This is a genomic window from Algoriphagus aestuariicola (assembly GCF_017254835.1).
Taxonomy (GTDB): Bacteria; Bacteroidota; Bacteroidia; order Cytophagales; family Cyclobacteriaceae; genus Algoriphagus; species Algoriphagus aestuariicola.
Window position 1 is genome coordinate 262,948 of sequence record NZ_JAFKCW010000001.1, and the last position, 19,132, is coordinate 282,079.

15 protein-coding genes are annotated in these 19,132 nt (G+C 49.1%); 8 read left to right on the forward strand and 7 right to left on the reverse strand.

The features are described from left to right. Positions 1-56 precede the first annotated feature (56 nt). The 5 genes from J0A67_RS23255 (at position 57) to J0A67_RS01175 (ending at position 5,539) form a co-directional block, all read left to right on the forward strand. Positions 57-1,154, forward strand: coding sequence for a peroxiredoxin family protein (locus J0A67_RS23255; RefSeq protein WP_206567437.1), 1,098 nt, complete (start codon positions 57-59; stop codon positions 1,152-1,154). A 34-nt stretch (positions 1,155-1,188) separates the two neighbouring features. Next, positions 1,189-1,617, forward strand: a complete 429-nt coding sequence (locus tag J0A67_RS01160) for a (deoxy)nucleoside triphosphate pyrophosphohydrolase (RefSeq protein ID WP_206567438.1) — start codon at positions 1,189-1,191, stop codon at positions 1,615-1,617. Next, positions 1,610-2,236, forward strand: a complete 627-nt coding sequence (locus tag J0A67_RS01165; RefSeq protein WP_206567439.1) for an L-threonylcarbamoyladenylate synthase — start codon at positions 1,610-1,612, stop codon at positions 2,234-2,236. The genes J0A67_RS01160 and J0A67_RS01165 overlap by 8 nt, the downstream gene beginning before the upstream one ends. Before the next feature lie 60 nt (positions 2,237-2,296). After that, positions 2,297-2,920: a WbqC family protein gene (locus J0A67_RS01170; RefSeq protein ID WP_206567440.1), complete on the forward strand. Its 624-nt coding sequence runs from the start codon at positions 2,297-2,299 to the stop codon at positions 2,918-2,920. A gap of 81 nt (positions 2,921-3,001) precedes the next feature. Continuing rightward, positions 3,002-5,539, forward strand: coding sequence for an ATP-dependent Clp protease ATP-binding subunit (locus J0A67_RS01175; RefSeq protein ID WP_206567441.1), 2,538 nt, complete (start codon positions 3,002-3,004; stop codon positions 5,537-5,539). Between the two features lie 99 nt (positions 5,540-5,638). Here J0A67_RS01175 and J0A67_RS01180 read toward each other — a convergent pair whose 3' ends face one another. The 6 genes from J0A67_RS01180 to J0A67_RS01205 form a co-directional block, all read right to left on the reverse strand. Next, positions 5,639-5,890 carry a hypothetical protein gene (locus J0A67_RS01180; protein ID WP_206567442.1) on the reverse strand — a complete coding sequence of 84 codons (252 nt, stop codon included), beginning with the start codon at positions 5,888-5,890 and terminating at the stop codon, positions 5,639-5,641. A 55-nt stretch (positions 5,891-5,945) separates the two neighbouring features. Continuing rightward, complete coding sequence (locus J0A67_RS23260) at positions 5,946-6,266, reverse strand: HNH endonuclease (protein ID WP_206567443.1); 321 nt, start codon at positions 6,264-6,266, stop codon at positions 5,946-5,948. Positions 6,267-6,283: 17 nt separating this feature from the next. Beyond that, entirely contained in the window at positions 6,284-6,748 is a 465-nt protein-coding gene (locus tag J0A67_RS01190) for a carboxypeptidase regulatory-like domain-containing protein (protein ID WP_206567444.1), read from the reverse strand. Between the two features lie 19 nt (positions 6,749-6,767). Then, complete coding sequence (locus tag J0A67_RS01195) at positions 6,768-8,168, reverse strand: MBL fold metallo-hydrolase RNA specificity domain-containing protein (RefSeq protein ID WP_206567445.1); 1,401 nt, start codon at positions 8,166-8,168, stop codon at positions 6,768-6,770. Between the two features lie 82 nt (positions 8,169-8,250). Beyond that, the gene (locus J0A67_RS01200; protein WP_206567446.1) at positions 8,251-10,209 is read right to left on the reverse strand and encodes a PspC domain-containing protein; all 1,959 of its coding nucleotides are present in this window, start codon (positions 10,207-10,209) and stop codon (positions 8,251-8,253) included. A gap of 29 nt (positions 10,210-10,238) precedes the next feature. After that, complete coding sequence (locus J0A67_RS01205; RefSeq protein WP_206568600.1) at positions 10,239-10,568, reverse strand: PadR family transcriptional regulator; 330 nt, start codon at positions 10,566-10,568, stop codon at positions 10,239-10,241. A gap of 360 nt (positions 10,569-10,928) precedes the next feature. On the opposite strand from J0A67_RS01205, the gene J0A67_RS01210 reads away from it, so the two are divergent. Then, the gene (locus J0A67_RS01210) at positions 10,929-12,053 is read left to right on the forward strand and encodes a putative type IX sorting system protein PorV2 (RefSeq protein ID WP_206567447.1); all 1,125 of its coding nucleotides are present in this window, start codon (positions 10,929-10,931) and stop codon (positions 12,051-12,053) included. Continuing rightward, on the forward strand, positions 12,050-17,074 hold the full coding sequence (porU2, locus tag J0A67_RS01215) for a putative type IX secretion system sortase PorU2 (RefSeq protein WP_241265031.1): 5,025 nt from the start codon (positions 12,050-12,052) through the stop codon (positions 17,072-17,074). Before J0A67_RS01210 ends, porU2 begins: the two co-directional genes overlap by 4 nt. Here the strand turns inward: porU2 and J0A67_RS01220 are convergent. Further along, on the reverse strand, positions 17,071-17,766 hold the full coding sequence (locus J0A67_RS01220; protein ID WP_206567449.1) for a TVP38/TMEM64 family protein: 696 nt from the start codon (positions 17,764-17,766) through the stop codon (positions 17,071-17,073). The genes porU2 and J0A67_RS01220 overlap by 4 nt on opposite strands. A 220-nt stretch (positions 17,767-17,986) precedes the next feature. On the opposite strand from J0A67_RS01220, the gene J0A67_RS01225 reads away from it, so the two are divergent. Then, positions 17,987-19,132, forward strand: a complete 1,146-nt coding sequence (locus J0A67_RS01225) for a cystathionine gamma-synthase (RefSeq protein ID WP_206567450.1) — start codon at positions 17,987-17,989, stop codon at positions 19,130-19,132.

A 19,132-nucleotide genomic window follows, 5' to 3' on the forward strand; every position in this document is an offset into this window, starting at 1 on the left:
AATTGGTTTTTCGATTGTAATTTCGTAGGATTGGTCACTTATTAAATGACATTGCCATGAAAGTTTTTTACATCCTAGGAATGGTTTTTCTGCTCTTCAGTTGCTCCGCCCCACAGTCCCCCGAGGAGATCTTTGCGGCAGCTAGACAGAACCTGAAGAGTTCTGGACAAGTGCAGTTTCGGCAGGAGATGGTATGGGAAAGCCCGAGTTTGGAAGAGTTTGATACCATTCGATATACAATCGACTTCCGTAAAAATCCAAAGGCATTTTTCGGGTATGATTTCGTGGGCAGTCGAGATGGTTTTGAATCCCGTTATGTGGAAGGGATTGAATACGGCATTGATCACCAAGACAGCACGGTTAAGACTGCGGACGTCCTGGACTCGACTAGGATACAGTACAGTATGCTTCGAACATTCAATCCGCTTGTTCTTTTCGAGAACGATCCATGGAAATATATTGGCGACACCACTATCCAGCAACAAAAGCTGTTGCAGTATATGTGGGTCGAGATGGACACCGTGATTATGGACAAGAAAGTCTACCTGGAAAACCATCTCTGGATCAATCCGGCTAATTTGCTGCCCGAGTTTTATTCCAGAAGGCTCTACCATGATGGGCAAAGAAACCAACTGATAGAAAGTACCTACGAAGATTGGGTACTAGAGGAAAAGGCTGAGCCGTTCGTACTGGATTTTCCCAAAGGCTATCTAACCAAAGTCGAGGGCTCGACGGAGTCTCCTCTGCTAAAAGTCGGTACGCAAGCGCCCGATTTTGAATTGGAGGATGCGAATGGGAATCTGGTCAAGCTCTCAGATTTTCGCGGCAAAAAAGTATTGCTTGATTTCTCCATCATCAATTGCGGCTGGTGCAAAATCGCGCTGGAGCAGTTTGCCAAGGAAGACTACAAGTTTGCGGATGACATCGTACCGCTGTACGTCAACCCCGAGGATTCCTGGGAAAAGCTGAAAAAATATCAATCTCGCGTGACAGTGCCTTTTCCTATACTCGCGGATGCCAAAGAAGTTGGCAAAGAGTATGGAGTCAACGGTTTTCCCACTTTTTATCTTATAGATGAGACTGGCAAGATCGAAGAGGTAGCCCAAGGATACAGCGACGAGAAAATTTTAGAGTGGAAGAGGAAATCGGAATGAGGTTTACCTTTGGGCCTAAGCCGAAATTTCTTCCATGAAAACCATTCCCGTCACCTGCGCCCTGATCATTCACGAAGGGAAAGTCTTGGCAGCTCAGCGCTCCGAAAGCATGGACTTGCCCGGCAAGTGGGAGTTTCCCGGTGGAAAAGTGGAAGAGCACGAAGACCCAAAAGAATGCCTGCGGCGTGAAATCCGCGAGGAGCTTGGCATTGAGATCATCGTTGGTGAAGCATTGATGCCTTCCTTGTTTTCGTATCCAAGTAGGACCATCAGGCTATTGCCTTTCATCGCCAGGTGGAAAAGCGGGGAAATCCGGATGTCGGAGCATAGCCAAGTCCTTTGGTTGGAGAGAAATTCCCTATTGTCGGTGGATTGGGCGGAGGCGGATATTCCGATTGTTCAGGAATTGCACGAAAATTGGGTTAAGCTTGTAGTATCAACGAACGCTGAAGAGCATGGCTGAATTTATCAGGCTTTACCAAGAAAATCCCGACCCGCGGCGTGTGCAGCAGGTGGTTAACGTGCTGCGAAACGGCGGCGTAATCATCTATCCTACCGATACGGTCTATGGGATGGGCTGTGACATCACCAACCAGCGAGCTATCGAGCGCATCTGCAAGATCAAGGGAATCAACCCCAAAAAGCACAATTTCTCATTTATCTGTGCCGACCTGAGCAATATCGCCCAGTACACTCGGGTGATTGACAAGCCAGTGTTCAAGATGATGAAAAAGGCCTTTCCCGGGCCGTTTACTTTTATCCTTGAAGCGAGTACGCAAGTCCCCAAAATCCTGCACAGCAATAAGAAGACAGTTGGGATACGCGTACCAAACCACGGTGTGCCCCGCGCGATAGTCGAGGAGCTCGGGCAGCCTATCCTTTCCACCTCCATCCATGACGAAGACGAAGTAGTCGAATATTCGACCGATCCCGAACTGATCTATGAGAAATACCAAAACCTCGTCGATCTGGTAATAGATGGGGGCTATGGGGCCAATGTAGCTTCCACCGTGCTAGACTGTACCGGCGAGGAAGTGGTCGTAGTCAGGGAAGGCTTGGGAAATATGGATGATCTGATCTGAAAAGCCCAGGTTCTCCGAATTTCCATCACAATTCATTATCAATTCAATAAGTATTTTCCGTTGAGCAAAATTGCCATAGACCTGCACTACCTTCCGAACTTGGAATTTTTTGCCGCCATAGCCGAAGCGGAGGAACTGTTGGTCTTCCCTAGGGATCGCTATCAGCGCCAATCCTACCTAAATAGAACGCGGATACGCCTAGCCAACAAGGTCGAGACGCTCAGCATTCCCATCGTTGGCAGAAGGCCCCGCATACCCCTGGAGGAGGTCAAAATCGACTACAGCCAAAAGTGGCAGGCCATTCACCTCCGAGGCATTCAAAGTGCCTATGGAAAGGCGCCGTTCTTTGAGTATTTCTTTCCCTATTTTCAGGAGATTTTTGAGTCTGGAGAGGAAAGTTTATTGAGCCTTAATCAAAGATTTCTGACAGTATGTCTGAAACTGCTCCGCTCGTCTGCCAGAATTGCTATTGCTTCCGAGGAAAAAATACCTGATGGAGTTCGTGATATAAGAGGCCAAATTGAGCCTGGAAGGCCTTTTTCGGAGAGAGTCTTTTACCAGCCTGTGCCCTACACTCAACTCTTTGGCGTAGACTTTGAGCCAAACTTGGGCATTCTGGATTTGTTGTTTTGTACAGGACCCGAGGCGGAAAAAATCCTCCGGGAATCGGTAAAAAAACAATGAACAATACTTAAAAGGATTGTGTTTCTAAAACAAATTCGGTAACATACGTACAGGTTTATTATATAATCAGAAAGGAATTAAATGGAAGCGAAATTTTCGAATAGAGTCAAAGAGGTGATCTCTCTCAGCCGCGAAGAAGCGCTTCGCTTGGGACATGATTACATCGGGACAGAGCACCTCTTGCTTGGGATGATTCGTGAGGGAGAAGGTGTAGCTGTTTCCATTCTTAAAAAAATGGGCGTGCCTCTGGATGAGCTGCGCAATGCAATCGAGCGGGCTGTGAAAGGCACTGCCAACCACAACGTGAAAAATATGGCCAACATCCCCCTGACTAGACAGTCGGAGAAGGTGTTGAAGATCACTTATCTTGAAGCGAAGATTTTCAAAAGTCAACTCATCGGGACTGAGCACCTGCTGCTGTCTATCCTGAGAGACGAAGACAATATTGCGACGCAGATTTTGAATAAGTTTGAAGTCAATTACGATTCTGTAAAGGAGATGCTGGAGATGCAATCTGATGCAGGGCCTAGCCCACGCGCTAAGGCTGAAGCCGAAGACGGTGATGACGACGGTTCCAAATTGTTTGGCTCCTCGGGGAGCGGGTCTGGTGGGCAGGCCAAGCCAGGCGCTGAAAAATCCAGAACTCCGGTTTTGGATAATTTCGGCCGAGATCTGACCAAGATGGCGGAAGACGATAAGTTGGATCCTATTATTGGTAGGGAGAAAGAGATTGAGCGCGTAGCGCAGATTCTTTCCCGACGAAAGAAGAATAACCCCATCCTTATCGGTGAACCCGGTGTAGGAAAAACTGCCATTGCTGAAGGTCTAGCTCTGAGAATTGTTCAGAAAAAAGTGTCCCGGGTCTTGTTCAACAAGCGAGTGGTGACCTTGGACTTGGCTTCTTTGGTAGCGGGTACAAAATACCGTGGACAGTTTGAGGAGCGTATGAAAGCCGTGATGAACGAGCTGGAGAAATCTCCAAACGTGATCCTCTTCATAGACGAGCTACATACGATTGTTGGCGCTGGTGGTGCTTCCGGTTCTTTGGATGCTTCCAACATGTTCAAGCCGGCTTTGGCCCGTGGAGAAATCCAATGCATCGGTGCCACCACGTTGGATGAATATCGTCAATACATCGAGAAAGACGGAGCTTTGGCCCGTAGATTCCAGATGGTGATGGTGGATGCAACCTCCCCTGAGGAGACCATCCAAATCCTGAACAACATCAAGGACAAATACGAAGATCACCACAATGTGATCTACACACCTGCGGCTATTGAGGCTTGCGTGAAACTCTCTGACAGATACATCTCAGACCGTTTCCTTCCCGATAAGGCTATTGATATTCTGGATGAAGCAGGGGCAAGAGTCCATATCAACAATATCCACGTACCTGAGGATATCCTTAAGCTCGAAGCCGAGGTTGAAAATATCAAGGCGGAGAAGAACCGTGTGGTGAAATCTCAGAAATACGAAGAGGCAGCCCAGCTTCGCGATAAGGAGAAAAAACTCCTTGAGCAATTGGAAGCAGCCAAAAACCGCTGGGAGGATGAAAGCAAGTCCAAGCGCTTCACCGTGGAGGAAGACAACGTGGCCGAGGTAATAGCCATGATGACGGGAATTCCCGCTAAACGTATCGCCCAAAATGAAGGTGCCAAATTGCTCAACATGAATGAAGAGCTAGGCGGCAAAGTCATTGGTCAGGAGGAAGCCATCAAGAAATTAACCAAAGCAATCCAGCGAACGCGAGTGGGCTTGAAAGATCCTAAAAAACCTATCGGTTCTTTTATCTTCTTGGGTCCAACTGGGGTAGGTAAGACTGAGTTGGCGAAGATGCTGGCAACCTACCTGTTTGACAAGGAGGATTCTCTGATCCGAATAGACATGTCTGAGTACATGGAGAAGTTCTCCGTATCCAGACTCGTAGGAGCGCCTCCAGGTTACGTGGGTTATGAAGAAGGCGGACAGCTGACCGAGAAAGTCAGAAGAAAGCCTTACTCTGTGGTCTTGTTGGATGAGATTGAAAAAGCTCACCCGGATGTATTCAATATCCTCTTGCAGGTTTTGGATGACGGTATTCTTACCGATGGTTTGGGTAGAAGAGTGGATTTCCGAAATACGATCATCATCATGACGTCCAATATTGGCGTGCGTGACCTGAAGGACTTTGGAGCGGGAATCGGTTTTGCGAACAGAGCAAAGGCTGAAGGAATTGATGACATCATGAAGTCTACCATCCAGTCTGCTTTGAAGAAAGCATTTAGCCCCGAATTCCTCAACAGACTCGATGACGTGGTAGTATTCAATTCGCTGAGCAAAGAACATATCTTCAAGATTATCGACATCAGTTTGGGTAAGCTATTCCGAAGAATTACTGACTTGGGATACAAGATCGAACTGACCGACAAGGCAAAGGATTTCTTGGCAGAAAAAGGCTACGATCAGCAGTATGGTGCCCGTCCGCTCAACCGCGCCATTCAGAAGTATCTGGAGGACGCCATCGCAGAGGAAATTCTCAAAGGTGACCTTACCGAAGGCGACGTCATTACCGCTGATTACAGTGGTGAAGGTACAGAGCTTTCCATCGCGGTGACCAAAAAGGAAAAGGCAGAAGAATAAAAATTAGGTGAAATAAAAATGGGAGCTCCTGAGACCTTTGGTTTCAGGGGCTTTTTCGTTTTTCATAGAAATGCAAGTCTAGAAGCTTATCCTTGTTCTCTATGCTATCTTGATGTCAGCGGCCAGCATTCTTTGCTTCAGTTCTTCCATCGTACCCTTGTATTCCCAATACATCACCCGCTCGTGGGAGGATTTCACTAAGATATATTTTTCACTGATGGACTGGATGCGGTCGATTGCGACGATCTTTTTTACAAAATCATCCTCTTTGTAAACTTCTTCGATCTCTTTGTTTTCCGCGGTATAGCCATGGACAATAATGCCCAGTTTTACTTCTAGTTCGATAAACATTTGATAGATTTTAACTGCTTTTGTTCTGTGCTTAAATTTGTTGCGAAAGGTATAACTAAATTTTGTTGTTTTGAGATAGATGAATCTCTACTATCGTCGCAACGCTGTCCTTTGTAATTCCTTTTCTTAAGCAATATGGGCATTCCAGCCAGTGTTTGAGAAGTTTTGAGCCCTTGCTTGAGTTGCAGGAGCGGCAGCAAAGAGCAATATTATCCGAATTATTCAACTTGACGTCATTGACAATGTGTTCCCAAGTCGCTCTTGTTTTATGGGTTTGAGCTGAATTGGTAAATGAAGTTCCACAATAAACGCAACTCAGGTCTCTTTCGCGCACCTGAGTTTCTACATCTTTTGGAATACCCCATCGGTTGCCCATTTTTTTGGATTGTGTTTTCAGAAGACAGCCTGGTAGTTCACCTCAATATCCAGTAGCGTCCACTCATTTTCCTTCACCGTCACCGGCTGTACATTCCCTTCCCCGTCAAAAATATTGGCAAACAAGCCGTCTTCCTCAACCACGAACACGGAATAGCGGCCCGGGCTGAGTTGAACTGAATATTTCCCGTTTTCGTCAGTTTGGACTTCGGTAAGGGGCTTTTCGGCAATGGCGGTATAGAGTCCTTGTTCGACTTTTAGATCTTCAAACTGGATCAGTGGATAGATCCGTAAAGTTCTCTGGATCGGTTTCGCAGCTGGTCTTTCATCTGGATTTTCAGTGTCGGTAATCGTCGGCATTTGGTTACCTTCCAGCCATGTGATCGTTCCGGTGATGCCCTGGCCTTCAGGCTTGTAGGGTTTGCAGCTTTGGAAGGTAAGGGCAGTGAAAAAGAATGCGAGGACAAAGAATAGCCTATTCATACAGTAGGATCGTTTAGTTCTAGATTCCTTCGAATAGCACAAATGATTCCAAGTATTGCGGAATCACCGTATTCCAGCCCAATTCTTCTTTCAATTTAAAGGATAGGGCCTCCGCGCTTTCCGTCTCTCCATGCACGATGAAGACCCGCTTAGGGCTGTCGCTAAAGCCCTCCGCCCAAGCCATCAACTCGCTCTGGTCAGCGTGAGCAGAAAGTCCTTCGATGTGATAGACTTTTGCCTTGACCGAAATATCAGACCCATAGATTCTTAAGGTAGGCGCGGCGTCCAAGAGGCTTCTACCCCGGGTGCCCTCAGCCTGAAAGCCTACCATGATCACTCCATTTCTCTCATCCGGGAGGCGATGAAAAAGGTGATGTAACACCCGCCCGCCTGTTGCCATTCCACTAGCGGAGATGATGATTGCTTTTCCCCGAAATTCATTTAGGGCTACGGATTGCTCCTGCTTTTGGACATAGTGGAGTTGGGGATGCCGGAAAGCGTGCTCAGGCTCTTCCTCTAGCATGGCTGAAAGCCTATGGTCGGTGTGAAAGTCCAAGTAGAGCTTGGTTGTTTCTATCGCCATGGGGCTGTCCAAAAAGATCGGCGTTTTGGGGATCTTGCCCTTTTCCATCAGTTGGTACAGATGATAGAGCAAGAGTTGGGTTCTGCCCACAGCAAATGCGGGAATCACGACTAGCCCTCCGCGATCGAAAGTGTCCCGTATTGCTCGGGCAAGCTCTTCTTCAGGCTTGTTTGTTGGGGCATTTCGGTCGCCATAGGTCGATTCCATCCAAAGGATATCGGCTTTGGGAATAAGGGTGGGAGGGAAGAGTAAAGGGTCGTTGAAGCGGCCAAGGTCGCCGGAAAAGATCAGTCTCTTGGTTTGTGAGTCCCCTTTGATCACAATCTTTACGATGGCAGCTCCGAGGATATGGCCAGCATGAAAGTAGGTCAAATCTACTCCTGGATGGATAGAAGTGGGCTTGTCAAAAGGCTGGGGCACAAACAAAGGAAAGACGGCTTCCGCATCATCCATGGTATACAGAGGCTGAGGAATTTCGTGGCGGGAGTAGCCCTTTTTGCGGGCAAATTCGGCTTCTTCCTCCTGAAGCTTACCCGAGTCAAGGAGCAGGATTTTGGCGAGTTCAGCAGTGGCCTCAGTACAATAAATCGGTCCTTTGAAACCCTGTTTGACCAGCTTGGGCAAGTAGCCGATGTGGTCCAGATGGGCATGGGTGAGTACTACAGCTTCCAATTGATTCAGAGCCATCGGAAAGTCATCCCAGTTTCTTTCCCTGAGCTCTTTTGGTCCCTGAAAAAGTCCGCAGTCGACCAAGAACTCATAGTTTCCGAGGTCAATCAGATATTTGGAACCCGTGACGGCGCCTGCTCCGCCGAGAAATTTTACCGTGACATTCATGTTAGTTTGGGTTTGAAAAATAAGTTACAAAAAAAGAGACACCCGTGAAGGTGTCTCTTTTTATCTACAATTGGGCCTGCGCTCAGTCTTTCATAAAATAGGAGTCGGCAAACTTGGCCCGGGAGCTACTGTCCAGTTGGGCTTTTTGCAGGGAGTCCAACTCCGCTTCATCTTCATCCCACTTATCCCAGCCCTCGGAGTCGCCTTTTTCTCCGGGACAAGTCAAGCAGATCAGCCCTCCTTCGTTAAAAACCCAGACTGCTCCGGAGCTGACGTCTGAAGATCGGTAGCCATTGGCGTAGATGGTGTTTCTGAGAATATCCAGGAGAGATCTCTCCATGATGAAGGGGCGGTCATAAGGTACCTGAAGCGTTAGATTGACTTTTTGGTCACGGAATTGATCCACGCTGCTGATGTCAAAACCTTCGTTGAATGTCACCACGGAGTCCATCACGGTGTAGGAGTATTTGAATTTCTGGGCATTGGCAAGTGCTTCGGCCTTGGTTCTGCCTCTAGAGAAATACTCTTCCTGTAGGGTGACGATACTGTCTGCTTTGCCTTCTATCCTGAGATTGACATGGTTAAAGGTAGGCTCATCTTCCAAATTGTTGAGCGTAAGTACTAATGTGCCCGCAGAGACTGGCAGATTTGATTCGGTCTTGTACCAATTATCTTCCTTGAACTGCGCAATGATTTTCGGGATTTGGAAGATGGAGATTCCCACACACAGCAACCATAGTCCCAAGGCAACCAGTCCAAAGCGACCGCCAATCAGATTCTTTTGCGCCAGCACACTCAGGCCTAACAAAAGGATAATGATGCCCGGTATGATTACCAAGCCCATGCTGGAGATGACCAGCCACAGCGGTACCATATCGGTGAAAAGCTCGATTGGGAAATTGTCCATAAGCACGCGATAGTCTGCGTCTGTTACTCCAAAATAGGCAGCCAAAGCGATCAATGGCGTGATCGTCAGGGATAGACCGATAAAGAAGATAATGAGACCAAAGATGACCCGAATCACCGTGGCGATGAACTTTCCAAGGGGACCCAATGCCGATCCGATAGCGTCGATTACTTTTCCCAAAATGCGAAAAGGAGCCATCAGCAACCTTCTAGTTTGGGACTCAGGCGCCTGGGGGATGGGATTGATGCTTTCCTTGATCGTGGAGTCGATGCTGTCAAGGGTGATTTCTCCGCCCTTCATCTTGATACGCTCGGTGATGGAGCTGGCTACCGGAGTGATAATCCAGAGGATGAGGTAAATCAGGATTCCAGATCCGCCCGCGAAGGCCAGCAGCACAAATGCCAGTCGGACATAGACTACCTCTACGCCAAAATAGGCTCCCAGACCGCTGGATACGCCTCCCAATACTTTGTCATCGGGATTCCTGAAAAGCTTCTTGATTTTGGTGTCTTCCATCATTTCGTAGGATACTGGCAGGATGATCCACAGGACGATGTAGGCCACGATGGCGAAAAAGCCAAAGCTCAGGTTGACCCGGAAATTGTCAAACGGAAAGATGTCCAAAAATCCCGGACGGAAGTTGAGGTTGCCGCTGAAGAGCAGCAGGATGGCGATCAGTCGGGTCCAGAGCGGGTCGACGGAGAAATAGTTCGCAATGCCTGCGCAGACCCCGCCGAGGATTTTCTTGTTTTCTAGACGCTTGAGTTTTTTGTAGCCGCCAGACTCCGCACCGGGAGGGGCTACGTATTTGTAGAAGTCCTCCTGGGTGGATTCGCTGTCCTCCTTTAGGGCTTCTTCTTTGTCATCTTCCACAGCCGAAAAATCCGCGATGGTCCCCATCTTTTCGATGAGTTTATCCACGTTTTCGGCAGAGATGACCTGCTTGTTGTTTTTTAGATTGCTAAGAAATATCTCCGCGATGCGGTTTTCGATGTCGGAGATGATCTCATGGTTTTCCTTGTAGCTGGAAAAGTGCCTGTTGATGGCATCCAGGTACTTTCTCAAGGTGTCGTAGCCGTCCTCTTCAATGTGGAAGAGAATGCCGCTGATGTTGATGCTTATCGTCTTTTTCATGGTAAGTCTAGTTTAGGGTCGCTTCGGGATCAATTCTTTGAGGTGATTTCATTGGTGGAATTGACCAGGGAAGCCCAGGTGTCTGACAGGGTGAGAAGGAAGCTTTTCCCTTCCTCAGTGATCGAGTAGTATTTCCGAGGTGGCCCAGCTTCGGATTCAACCCAACGATAAGTGACGAGTTCGGCGGATTTGAGCCGATTGAGCAGGGGGTAGAGGGTTCCTTCTACCACGATCATCTGAGCTTGGGTGAGCTCTTCGATCAGATCGGAAGTGTAGACCTCGCCCCGGGAGATGATGTGCAACACGCAAAACTCCAGGAGTCCTTTGCGCATTTGAATCTGTGTGTTGGCGACGTTCATGGTATGGTGATTAAGTGCCCTTGCCGAGCATGAGATACGTTTCACTTGCCCACCATAAAAGAAAAATAGTACCAAAGTTTTCCAAGCTACCTTGTATTGCATAATTCCTTGCCAAAGCGAGGCGATTGGTATGCCATAGTTCTGGTAAAAGGGCCTAATTCGCTCCAAAAAGGCGATTCTTGGAATCGGCAAAAACGGGGATTTTTTTGGATGGGTTCTTCGGGAATTTTGGTCCGTTGCAGAAATGTCCATGTATGTGACATAAAAGTGTCCGAAGATGTACAGCAACGCTCCCTTAGTTCAATTAAAAATCGCAGGGAATGCAAGGGGTTTTTGAATTTGGATTATTTTGTCGAAGAAATGAGCCAAAACAGATTTTCGATCCTGCTTTCCCTTTTCATTTTCCAGGCTGTCTGGGTGGGTGAGGCTTTCTCGCAGGATTTGACTCCCAAGTATTCCAATGAGTTTTTGAGCATAGGCGTAGGAGCCAGAGCCTTGGGTATGGGAGGAGCTCAGGTCGGAGCCGTTCGCGATGTAACTGCAGCTTATTGGAACCCCGCCGCATTGACCGCGATCCGGCATGAGTACGAGTTTTCACTGATGCATGCCGAATACTTTGCCGGCATTGCCCAATACGACTATCTGGGATTCAGCACTCCGCTGGGCAACCAAAACCAGATTGCCGCATCGCTGATCCGATTCGGTGTGGACGACATCCCGGATACGCGCTTTCTCTACGATGCCAATGGTGCAATCAACTACAACAACATCCAGTTTTTCAACGCGGCGGATTATGCCTTGCTGTTGAGTTTTGCGAGGGATATCTCTGAAAAGCTCAAAGTCGGTGCAAATGCCAAAGTCATTCACCGCAATGTCGGCAAGTTTGCGCAGGCGTGGGGATTTGGGTTGGATGTCGGAGGTATTTATTTGCACAAACGGATGACCCTCGGCCTGATGGTGCGGGATATCACGACAACCTATAATGCTTGGACACATGACGCAGACTTGGTTCGGGACATCTACTCCCAGACTAACAATGAAATTCCGCTCAACACCGTGGAAATCACCCTTCCCAAAGCTACAGCCAGCATCGCGTACGATTGGAAGTTTGGAGAGAAGTTTTCTCTACTTACCGCTTTGGACTTGGAGACGACTTTTGATGGCGCAAGGAATACCCTCATTTCGACCTCGGCTTTCAGCATTGATCCCAGGTTTGGATTAGAGCTGGGATTCAAAAACTTGGCCTTTATCCGTGGAGGAGTCAGCAATTTTCAATACATCAAAGATTTTCAGGGAGACGAGTCGCTGAATTTTTTGCCTGCAGTGGGACTTGGGGTGATTTTGAGCGAGAGATTTCAGATCGACTATGCGCTCTCGGATTTGGGGGATGTGTCGGAGAGTCCCTATTCGCATATTTTCAGCGTCAAGGTTAGCCTTGAAAAGCTGGCCGATGATTTTAGGAAGTTTTATTCATGGGAAAGATGAGCCTAAAAAAGAGCCTGCTTGGTTTCCTCCTGTTGATCTTTGCGGTATCCTCAGTTCGGGCACAAATTCCGGTTTGGTATGACTATTCCCTGACTTACTATAAGATCCCGACAGCCCAAGACGGGATCTATAGAATCTCCGCCGAATCACTTCAGGCCTCGGGAATCAACACGTCCAGCGTGGATCCCCGGATGATCAGGGTCTATCACCGTGGACAGGAAGTGGCAATCCATGTGGAGGGCGAGAGCGACGGCAAGATCGATCCCCAGGACTTCATCGATTTCTATGGGATAAGAAACGACGCGGAGCTGGACAAGAAGCTGTATTCCAAATTGCCAGCCGTTCCCAATCCTTACTATAACCTCTATACCGATACCACAGCCTTTTTCTTGACCGTCACTCCGGGTACTCCCGGCAAGCGGATGAGCCAGCGTGCTTCGCCTGCCGGAAATTTGCCTCAGGCAATTAGTTTCGAGACGGAGCAGTTGCAGGTGCTATCCGATCAGTTTTCCCTTGGGGCAGAGTATGCGCTGGGTTTTAGACTTTCAACCTACGACCAAGGGGAAGGCTGGATGGGAACCCAAATCACCAAAGGATCCGCCCGGGACTTGGTCTTTTCCAATCTCGGTACGGTGCTAAACGCTGGATCTGCCAAGCTGGAGATAGGCCTCGTGGGCAGGTCCGTTCATCCGCACCTTGCTGTAATCAGCGCAGGACCGGCTACTGGCACACAGAGGGCGTTGACTCAGGCCAGTTTCACCGGCTACGAAAGCCTCCAGCTCACGCTTGACTTGCAGATGAGCGATTTCAATGCAAATGGGACTTTGGTGGTCAAAGTCATCCCTCAGGGCCCGGAATCGGTGGACAACCTGTCTATTGCCTATGCGAAAATCACCTATAGAAGGCCTATCCAAAACGGGGATTTTTCCGCCAGGCTCATGAGCTTTCCCGCTGGAAATCAACGAACAGTGATTGCCCAAGTCCAGCAAAACTACGTGGCCGTGGATGTTTCTGATAGATATAACGCCAAAAAGGTGTCGGTGTCGAAGTCGGGCTCAACCCTGAGTTTTACAGCATCCGTGCCGGAACAACCCAGCAAAATCTGGATTCAGCCTGAGCAAAGCCTGAATCTGGTAGGAACGATGCAAGCCGTCAAGTTTAGGAACTACCTTGCCCAGCCGGCAAATTATATTCTCGTGGGACACCGGGAGTTGGAAAAGCCCAGCTCGAAATATCCCAATCCGCTCAGGAAATATGCGGAGCACCGGGCCTCGGCTTTGGGGGGTGGATTTGACACGCTCGTGGTAAGAATGGAGGAGCTTTACGACCAGTTTGCTTATGGGGAAATGTCGCCGGTCGCGCTGCAGCAATTTTTGAAAGCCTACTATCCGGTTCACAAACCTACCCACCTGTTTTTGGCGGCGCGATCACTCGCGATTTATTCCCAAGCGAGGCTCAACAACCAAAATGTGTTCTACCGCAAGGCGCCTCAGGCTTTTGCTTTTCAGGATTTGATACCCGTCGGGGGGTATCCTTTCTCAGACAATGTGTACGTGCTGGATATAGATCCAGAAAACCCCGAGCTTCCTGCGATGGCTGTGGGACGCATACCGGCCAAAAATTCCCAGCAGGTTGCGGACTATCTGGACAAGGCCATTGAAAAGGATCAGGTCGGGGTCACCGAACCTTGGCAAAAGGAACTTGTCCATCTCAGCGGGGGCGTTTCTGAGTTTGAGTTGGAACGCTATTTTGGATTTTTGAATGGTTTCAAGGCCATCGCCGAGGGGCCATTTTTGGGTGGGAATGTGACAACCTATCGTAAACGATCCAATTCGGTCGTCGAGGTGATCGATATCTCCGGAGACCTCAATGAAGGCCGAAGCATGCTGACGTTTTTCGGACATGGCTCGCCTACCGTGATTGACATCGAAATTGGCTTTGCTTCCGACCCGACGCTTGGCTATGCCAACAAGGGAAAATACCCCGTCATGCTCTTCAATGGCTGCGACTATGGAAGCGCTTTCACCACGACCTACACGCAGGGGGAAGATTGGGTGATCACGCCTGAAAAAGGAGCCATCTCCATCATGGCAAACTCCTCGATCGGTGTGGATGTCTATCTCAGACGTTATTCCGATGCTTTTTATCGATACGCTTTTGGGGATAGCTCCATGATCTATCGCACACTCGGCGAGGTCAAGGTGAATGCGGAGCGAAATTTTGTGGAACTGTATGGAACCAGCCCGCTGAATTACTCGCACATGGAGCAGATGATACTTCTTGGCGACCCAGGAGTGCGGATATTTCCGGCAAACAAACCCGACTATGCCTTAAAGACGGAAGAGGTTACTCTGGGTACATTTGACGGTGCGCCGCTTTCTGCGATTTCGGATAGCCTAAAGCTGAGTTTTGTGCTGCGAAATCTGGGAATCACAAATCCAGATTCGCTGGACTTCAAGGTTTCCAGAAAGTTGCCCGATGGAACGGTAGTAGAATTTGAGCCCGTGAAAGTACCGGCCATCAGCCGAGCAGATACACTGTTCTTCTCCGTGCCCAATTTTCTGGTCGATGCTGCTGGGGACAACCAGTTTACCATCTCCGTCAACAACGAGAGAGTGGTGGATGAAATGACCTATGCGAACAATTCCATCGTCTATTCGGCCTTCATCCCACTTAGCGGCACCATCAATCTTTTTCCCATGGACTTTGGGATAGTCAGCCAAAAGGATATAAGTCTGCTCACCCAAGCGCCAGGAAAACTGACCGAGAACCGCACGCTGATCGTCCAGCTCGATACGACGATCAACTTCAATTCAGCCTTCAGAAAGGAAATCCGCTCTACGACCTCAGGACTGGTGGAATGGCCCGTGAGCCTGCTGGGGGGAAGCGACTCGGTGACCTATTATTGGAGGTCCAGATACGAGGAGCCAAAAGTGGGGGAAACAGATGCTTGGACTAATTCCAGCTTTTCCTATATCCCGAATTCAGGGAATGGCTGGACTCAGCGGGAAAATGACCAGTTGGACCAAAGCGGACTGGAAAACCTCCAGCTCGATGCCAGTCGCGCTTCTTGGCAATACATCCGCCAAAAGACCGGGATCGAAGTATTTACGGTGGGAGCTGGGGTGGATACGCTGAACTTCCGCAATACACAGTTTTACTACGACCAGATCCCGCAGATCATCGACAATGTCAACAATGCCAATAGCCGTCTCTGCCCCAACGGAACCTTGGGTTTGGTAGCGATTGACCAGAAGAGCCTCTTGCCCTATCTCGCGATTCCGGTTCCCGGTTTTGACATCCTAGATTCAAGAGCCTGTGGTCGCGTGCCCCAGATGATCCAAAGCATCCAAAACGCCTGGATCACCACTCCGGGCAACAACACGCTTCAGGAATATGTGACTGGTGTGAAGGACGGCGACTATGTGGTAATTTTCTCCGTAGGCAATGTCACCTTTGACGCTTGGCCAGAGCGTGCCTATCAAAGTTTGAAGGAATTTGGGGCAAACGAAGCTACGCTCAGAAACCTCAAAACAGGCGATCCCTACATCCTCTATGGTCGTAAGGGAATGCGTGCCGGAGAAGCGATCGAGATCGTTGGCAATCCAAATTTTGAGGTGCCACCGTCCCAACAGACGCTCAGCTTTGAATCCGAAGTCGAGGGCTACTTCACCAATGGGGTAATTCTGACACCAAAGATCGGCCCTGCGTCATCATGGGAGCGCTTTTTCCAGAATGTTAATGCCCGCAACTGGATCAATGAGGAGGAGTTTACCGGTTTTGATATTCTGGGCGTCCGGGAAAGCGGCGAAGAAGAAGTGTTGGTCGCTGGGGCTTTGGATTCGGAGATTGACCTGTCTTCTATAAGCCCTGCGAGCTACCCATACCTGCGTCTCAGGTACTCGATGGACGATCCCAATTCTACTCAGCCGGCCCAATTGGACAGGTGGCAGGTTAACTTTGAGGGGGTACCAGAGGGCGTGCTGTTGGAGAGAAATCCAGGCGAGAGAATCAGGCTAAGGGAAGGGCAAAGCGCAAGTATCGATTTTGTATTCAAAAATGCCTCGGTTTACAATTTCCTGGATTCCATCCAAGTGGACTGGAAAATGACCAATCTAAACACGAAGAAGACGGAGAACTTCTCGAAGAAACTCCCGGCACTCAAGGCAGGAGAGCAGATAGAGTTTGCCGTGGAATTCAACAGCATAGGCAGGTCGGGGGAGACCGAGCTGGAGGTCTTTGCCAATCCAAGAATTCAGTCCGAGCAAACCTATCGTAACAACCTCATAGACCTTGGTGTGGCCTTTGAGGTGGAAGGGGATAATTCTACCTCCCTGCTGGATGTCAATTTTGACGGGATCTATATCATGGACGGCGATCTCGTCTCGCCTAATGTGATGGTCACGGCCTTGCTTAAAAATGACCAGAGCTTGCTCTACAAGACGGACACGTTGGGCATGGAGATTTTCGTGAAGAAAAATTGTGAAACTTGCCAGTTTGAAAAAATCAATTTCTCCAATCCAGACCTGAGCTGGACTCCGGCTTCGGAAGATGAAGATTTCCGCGTTTCCTTTGTACCCGGTCCCCTGGAAGATGGACTGTACACCCTGCGAATCACCAATGAGGACTCACCCCAGCCTTATGAGATCACTTTTGAAGTGGTCAACGAGTCCCAGATCACCAATTTCTATCCCTATCCCAATCCTTTCAGCACCTCGGTTCGCTTCGTGTTTACTCTGACTGGATCGGAAATCCCCGACGAAATCAAGATTCAGATCATGACCGTGACCGGAAAAGTGGTACGTGAAATCCTTCAAAACGAGCTTGGTCCGATCCGAATCGGGAACAACATTACCGAGTATGCCTGGGATGGCAGGGATGAGTTTGGCGACCAGCTGGCAAATGGAGTATACGTCTATCGTGTTTTGATCCGAAAAAATGGGCAGTTTATGGAGCACCGACCGACAGCGGGAGATCGGGGATTCACCAAAGGATATGGTAAAATGTATCTGCTGCGCTAGGATTTTGAGCTCCGCCAGTTTCTATAAAGCCCCCAAAAACTGATAAGGAACAGTATGGCCAAAACAGCCCATTGCGTTGGATCTCCCATTGCTTTTCTCGCGTCCAGCATAGATCCCGCCACTAAGCCTGTTGCAAAGGCAATGAGTGTTCTGGGCAACATGCCTGGGATTCCGTAGAGGAGTACTTTTTTCAGGTCGATTCGGAGAGACGCAAAAAGAAAATTGGAGATGGCAAATGGAATGACCGGACTGATTCTCACAAAGAATATCAGACTCTCTGGGTGCTGTATCCGGCTATCGATCTGCTGTCGGAGTTCGGGTTTTCTGTAATAGATAAGCGCTAGAAAGTCCGCGTTTGTCGCCTTTCCCAAAAAGTAGCCAATGACATTGGCACAAAGGTATCCGAAGAACAAGCCCGGGAAGCCTATCCAGCCAAAATAGTAGCCCGTGGCCAATGCTGTCAGCGTCGTCGGAAGTAGTGCCAAACCCAAAAAGCCGGCAATGGCCGCGGCGAAGATAAAATGGTCGAAAGGATGGAGAAGCCGAACGCCATCTAGGATTTGGGATTTTGAAAGCAGGATAAGACTGCCGATTCCCGGCATGATCGCCACCCAAATCCAAGCCAAAGTCGCCCCAAAATGCCCCCTGAAGTACTCTCCCAATGCCTTGAAAATACTGGCCTTTTTTGTCATCTTTGGCTGGCTATCTCTTGTCGTGTCGCTTAATCCCGGCAAGTTTAGCATTCCTAGCCGGATTTTTCCCTAAACAATCCGATTCATCAGACAGTCCCTACCCAAAGAATTTAAACTCAAAGCCATCTATGAAATCGAGCATGTCGCGAGCGATACACGTTGGGATGATTATTCATCAGACGAGATTACATGTGGCCATTAAACAAATAATTGTAATCACATGAAATTTGGTACTAAAGCCATTCACGCCGGTGTGAGTCCCGATCCGTCGACGGGTGCGATCATGACCCCCATCTTCCAGACTTCCACCTACGTCCAAAAATCCCCCGGCGACCACCTCGGCTACGAATATAGCCGAACCCACAATCCCACGCGTACCGCTTTGCAGAACAGTCTTGCCGCCCTTGAAAACGGCAAGCATGGGCTTTGCTTTTCTTCAGGTTTGGGCGCGATAGACGCTATCGTTAAGCTCTTCAATCCCGGTGATGAGATCATCTCCACCAGCGATTTGTATGGTGGTACTTACCGGCTTTTCACCAAAGTATTCGAGCGCTATGGCATCAAGTTCCATTTTGTGTCCATGGCGGATCCGGATGCCCTGACCCAATATGTCAACGAAAAGACCAAAATGGTCTGGGTGGAGACCCCGACCAACCCGATGATGAACATCATTGATCTGAAGGCGATGGCGGCTTTCTCCAAAAAACATGGCCTTCTCCTCGCCGTGGATAATACCTTCGCCTCGCCCTACCTGCAAAATCCCCTTGACCTGGGTGCGGACATCGTCATGCATTCGGTGACCAAATACCTGGGTGGACACTCCGACGTGGTGATGGGAGCCTTGGTGGTCAAAGACGACGAACTGGCTTCCCGACTGGCTTTCCTCCAAAATGCCTGCGGAGCTACTCCCGGTCCCCAGGATTGTTTCTTGGTTTTGAGGGGAATCAAAACGCTTCACCTGAGAATGGAGCGCCATTGCCAAAATGGGAAGACTATAGCAGCCTATCTGAAAAACCACCCCAAAGTGGAGAAGGTATATTGGCCTGGGTTCGAAGACCATCCCAACCACTTGGTCGCCAAACAGCAGATGAGGGATTTTGGGGGGATGATTTCCTTCACGCTGGTGGGCAACCGACTGGAGGACGCCAAAAAGGTGATGGAGGGATTTCATCTCTTTTCGCTGGCCGAGTCTCTGGGAGGAGTAGAGTCGCTCTGCGGCCACCCCGCTTCCATGACTCATGCCTCTATTCCGAAGGAAGAGCGTGAAAAGGTGGGATTGGTGGATTCCCTAATCCGCCTGAGCGTGGGAGTGGAGGATGCGGAAGATCTAAAAAATGACTTGGCAAAAGCCTTGTCAAAGATCTGA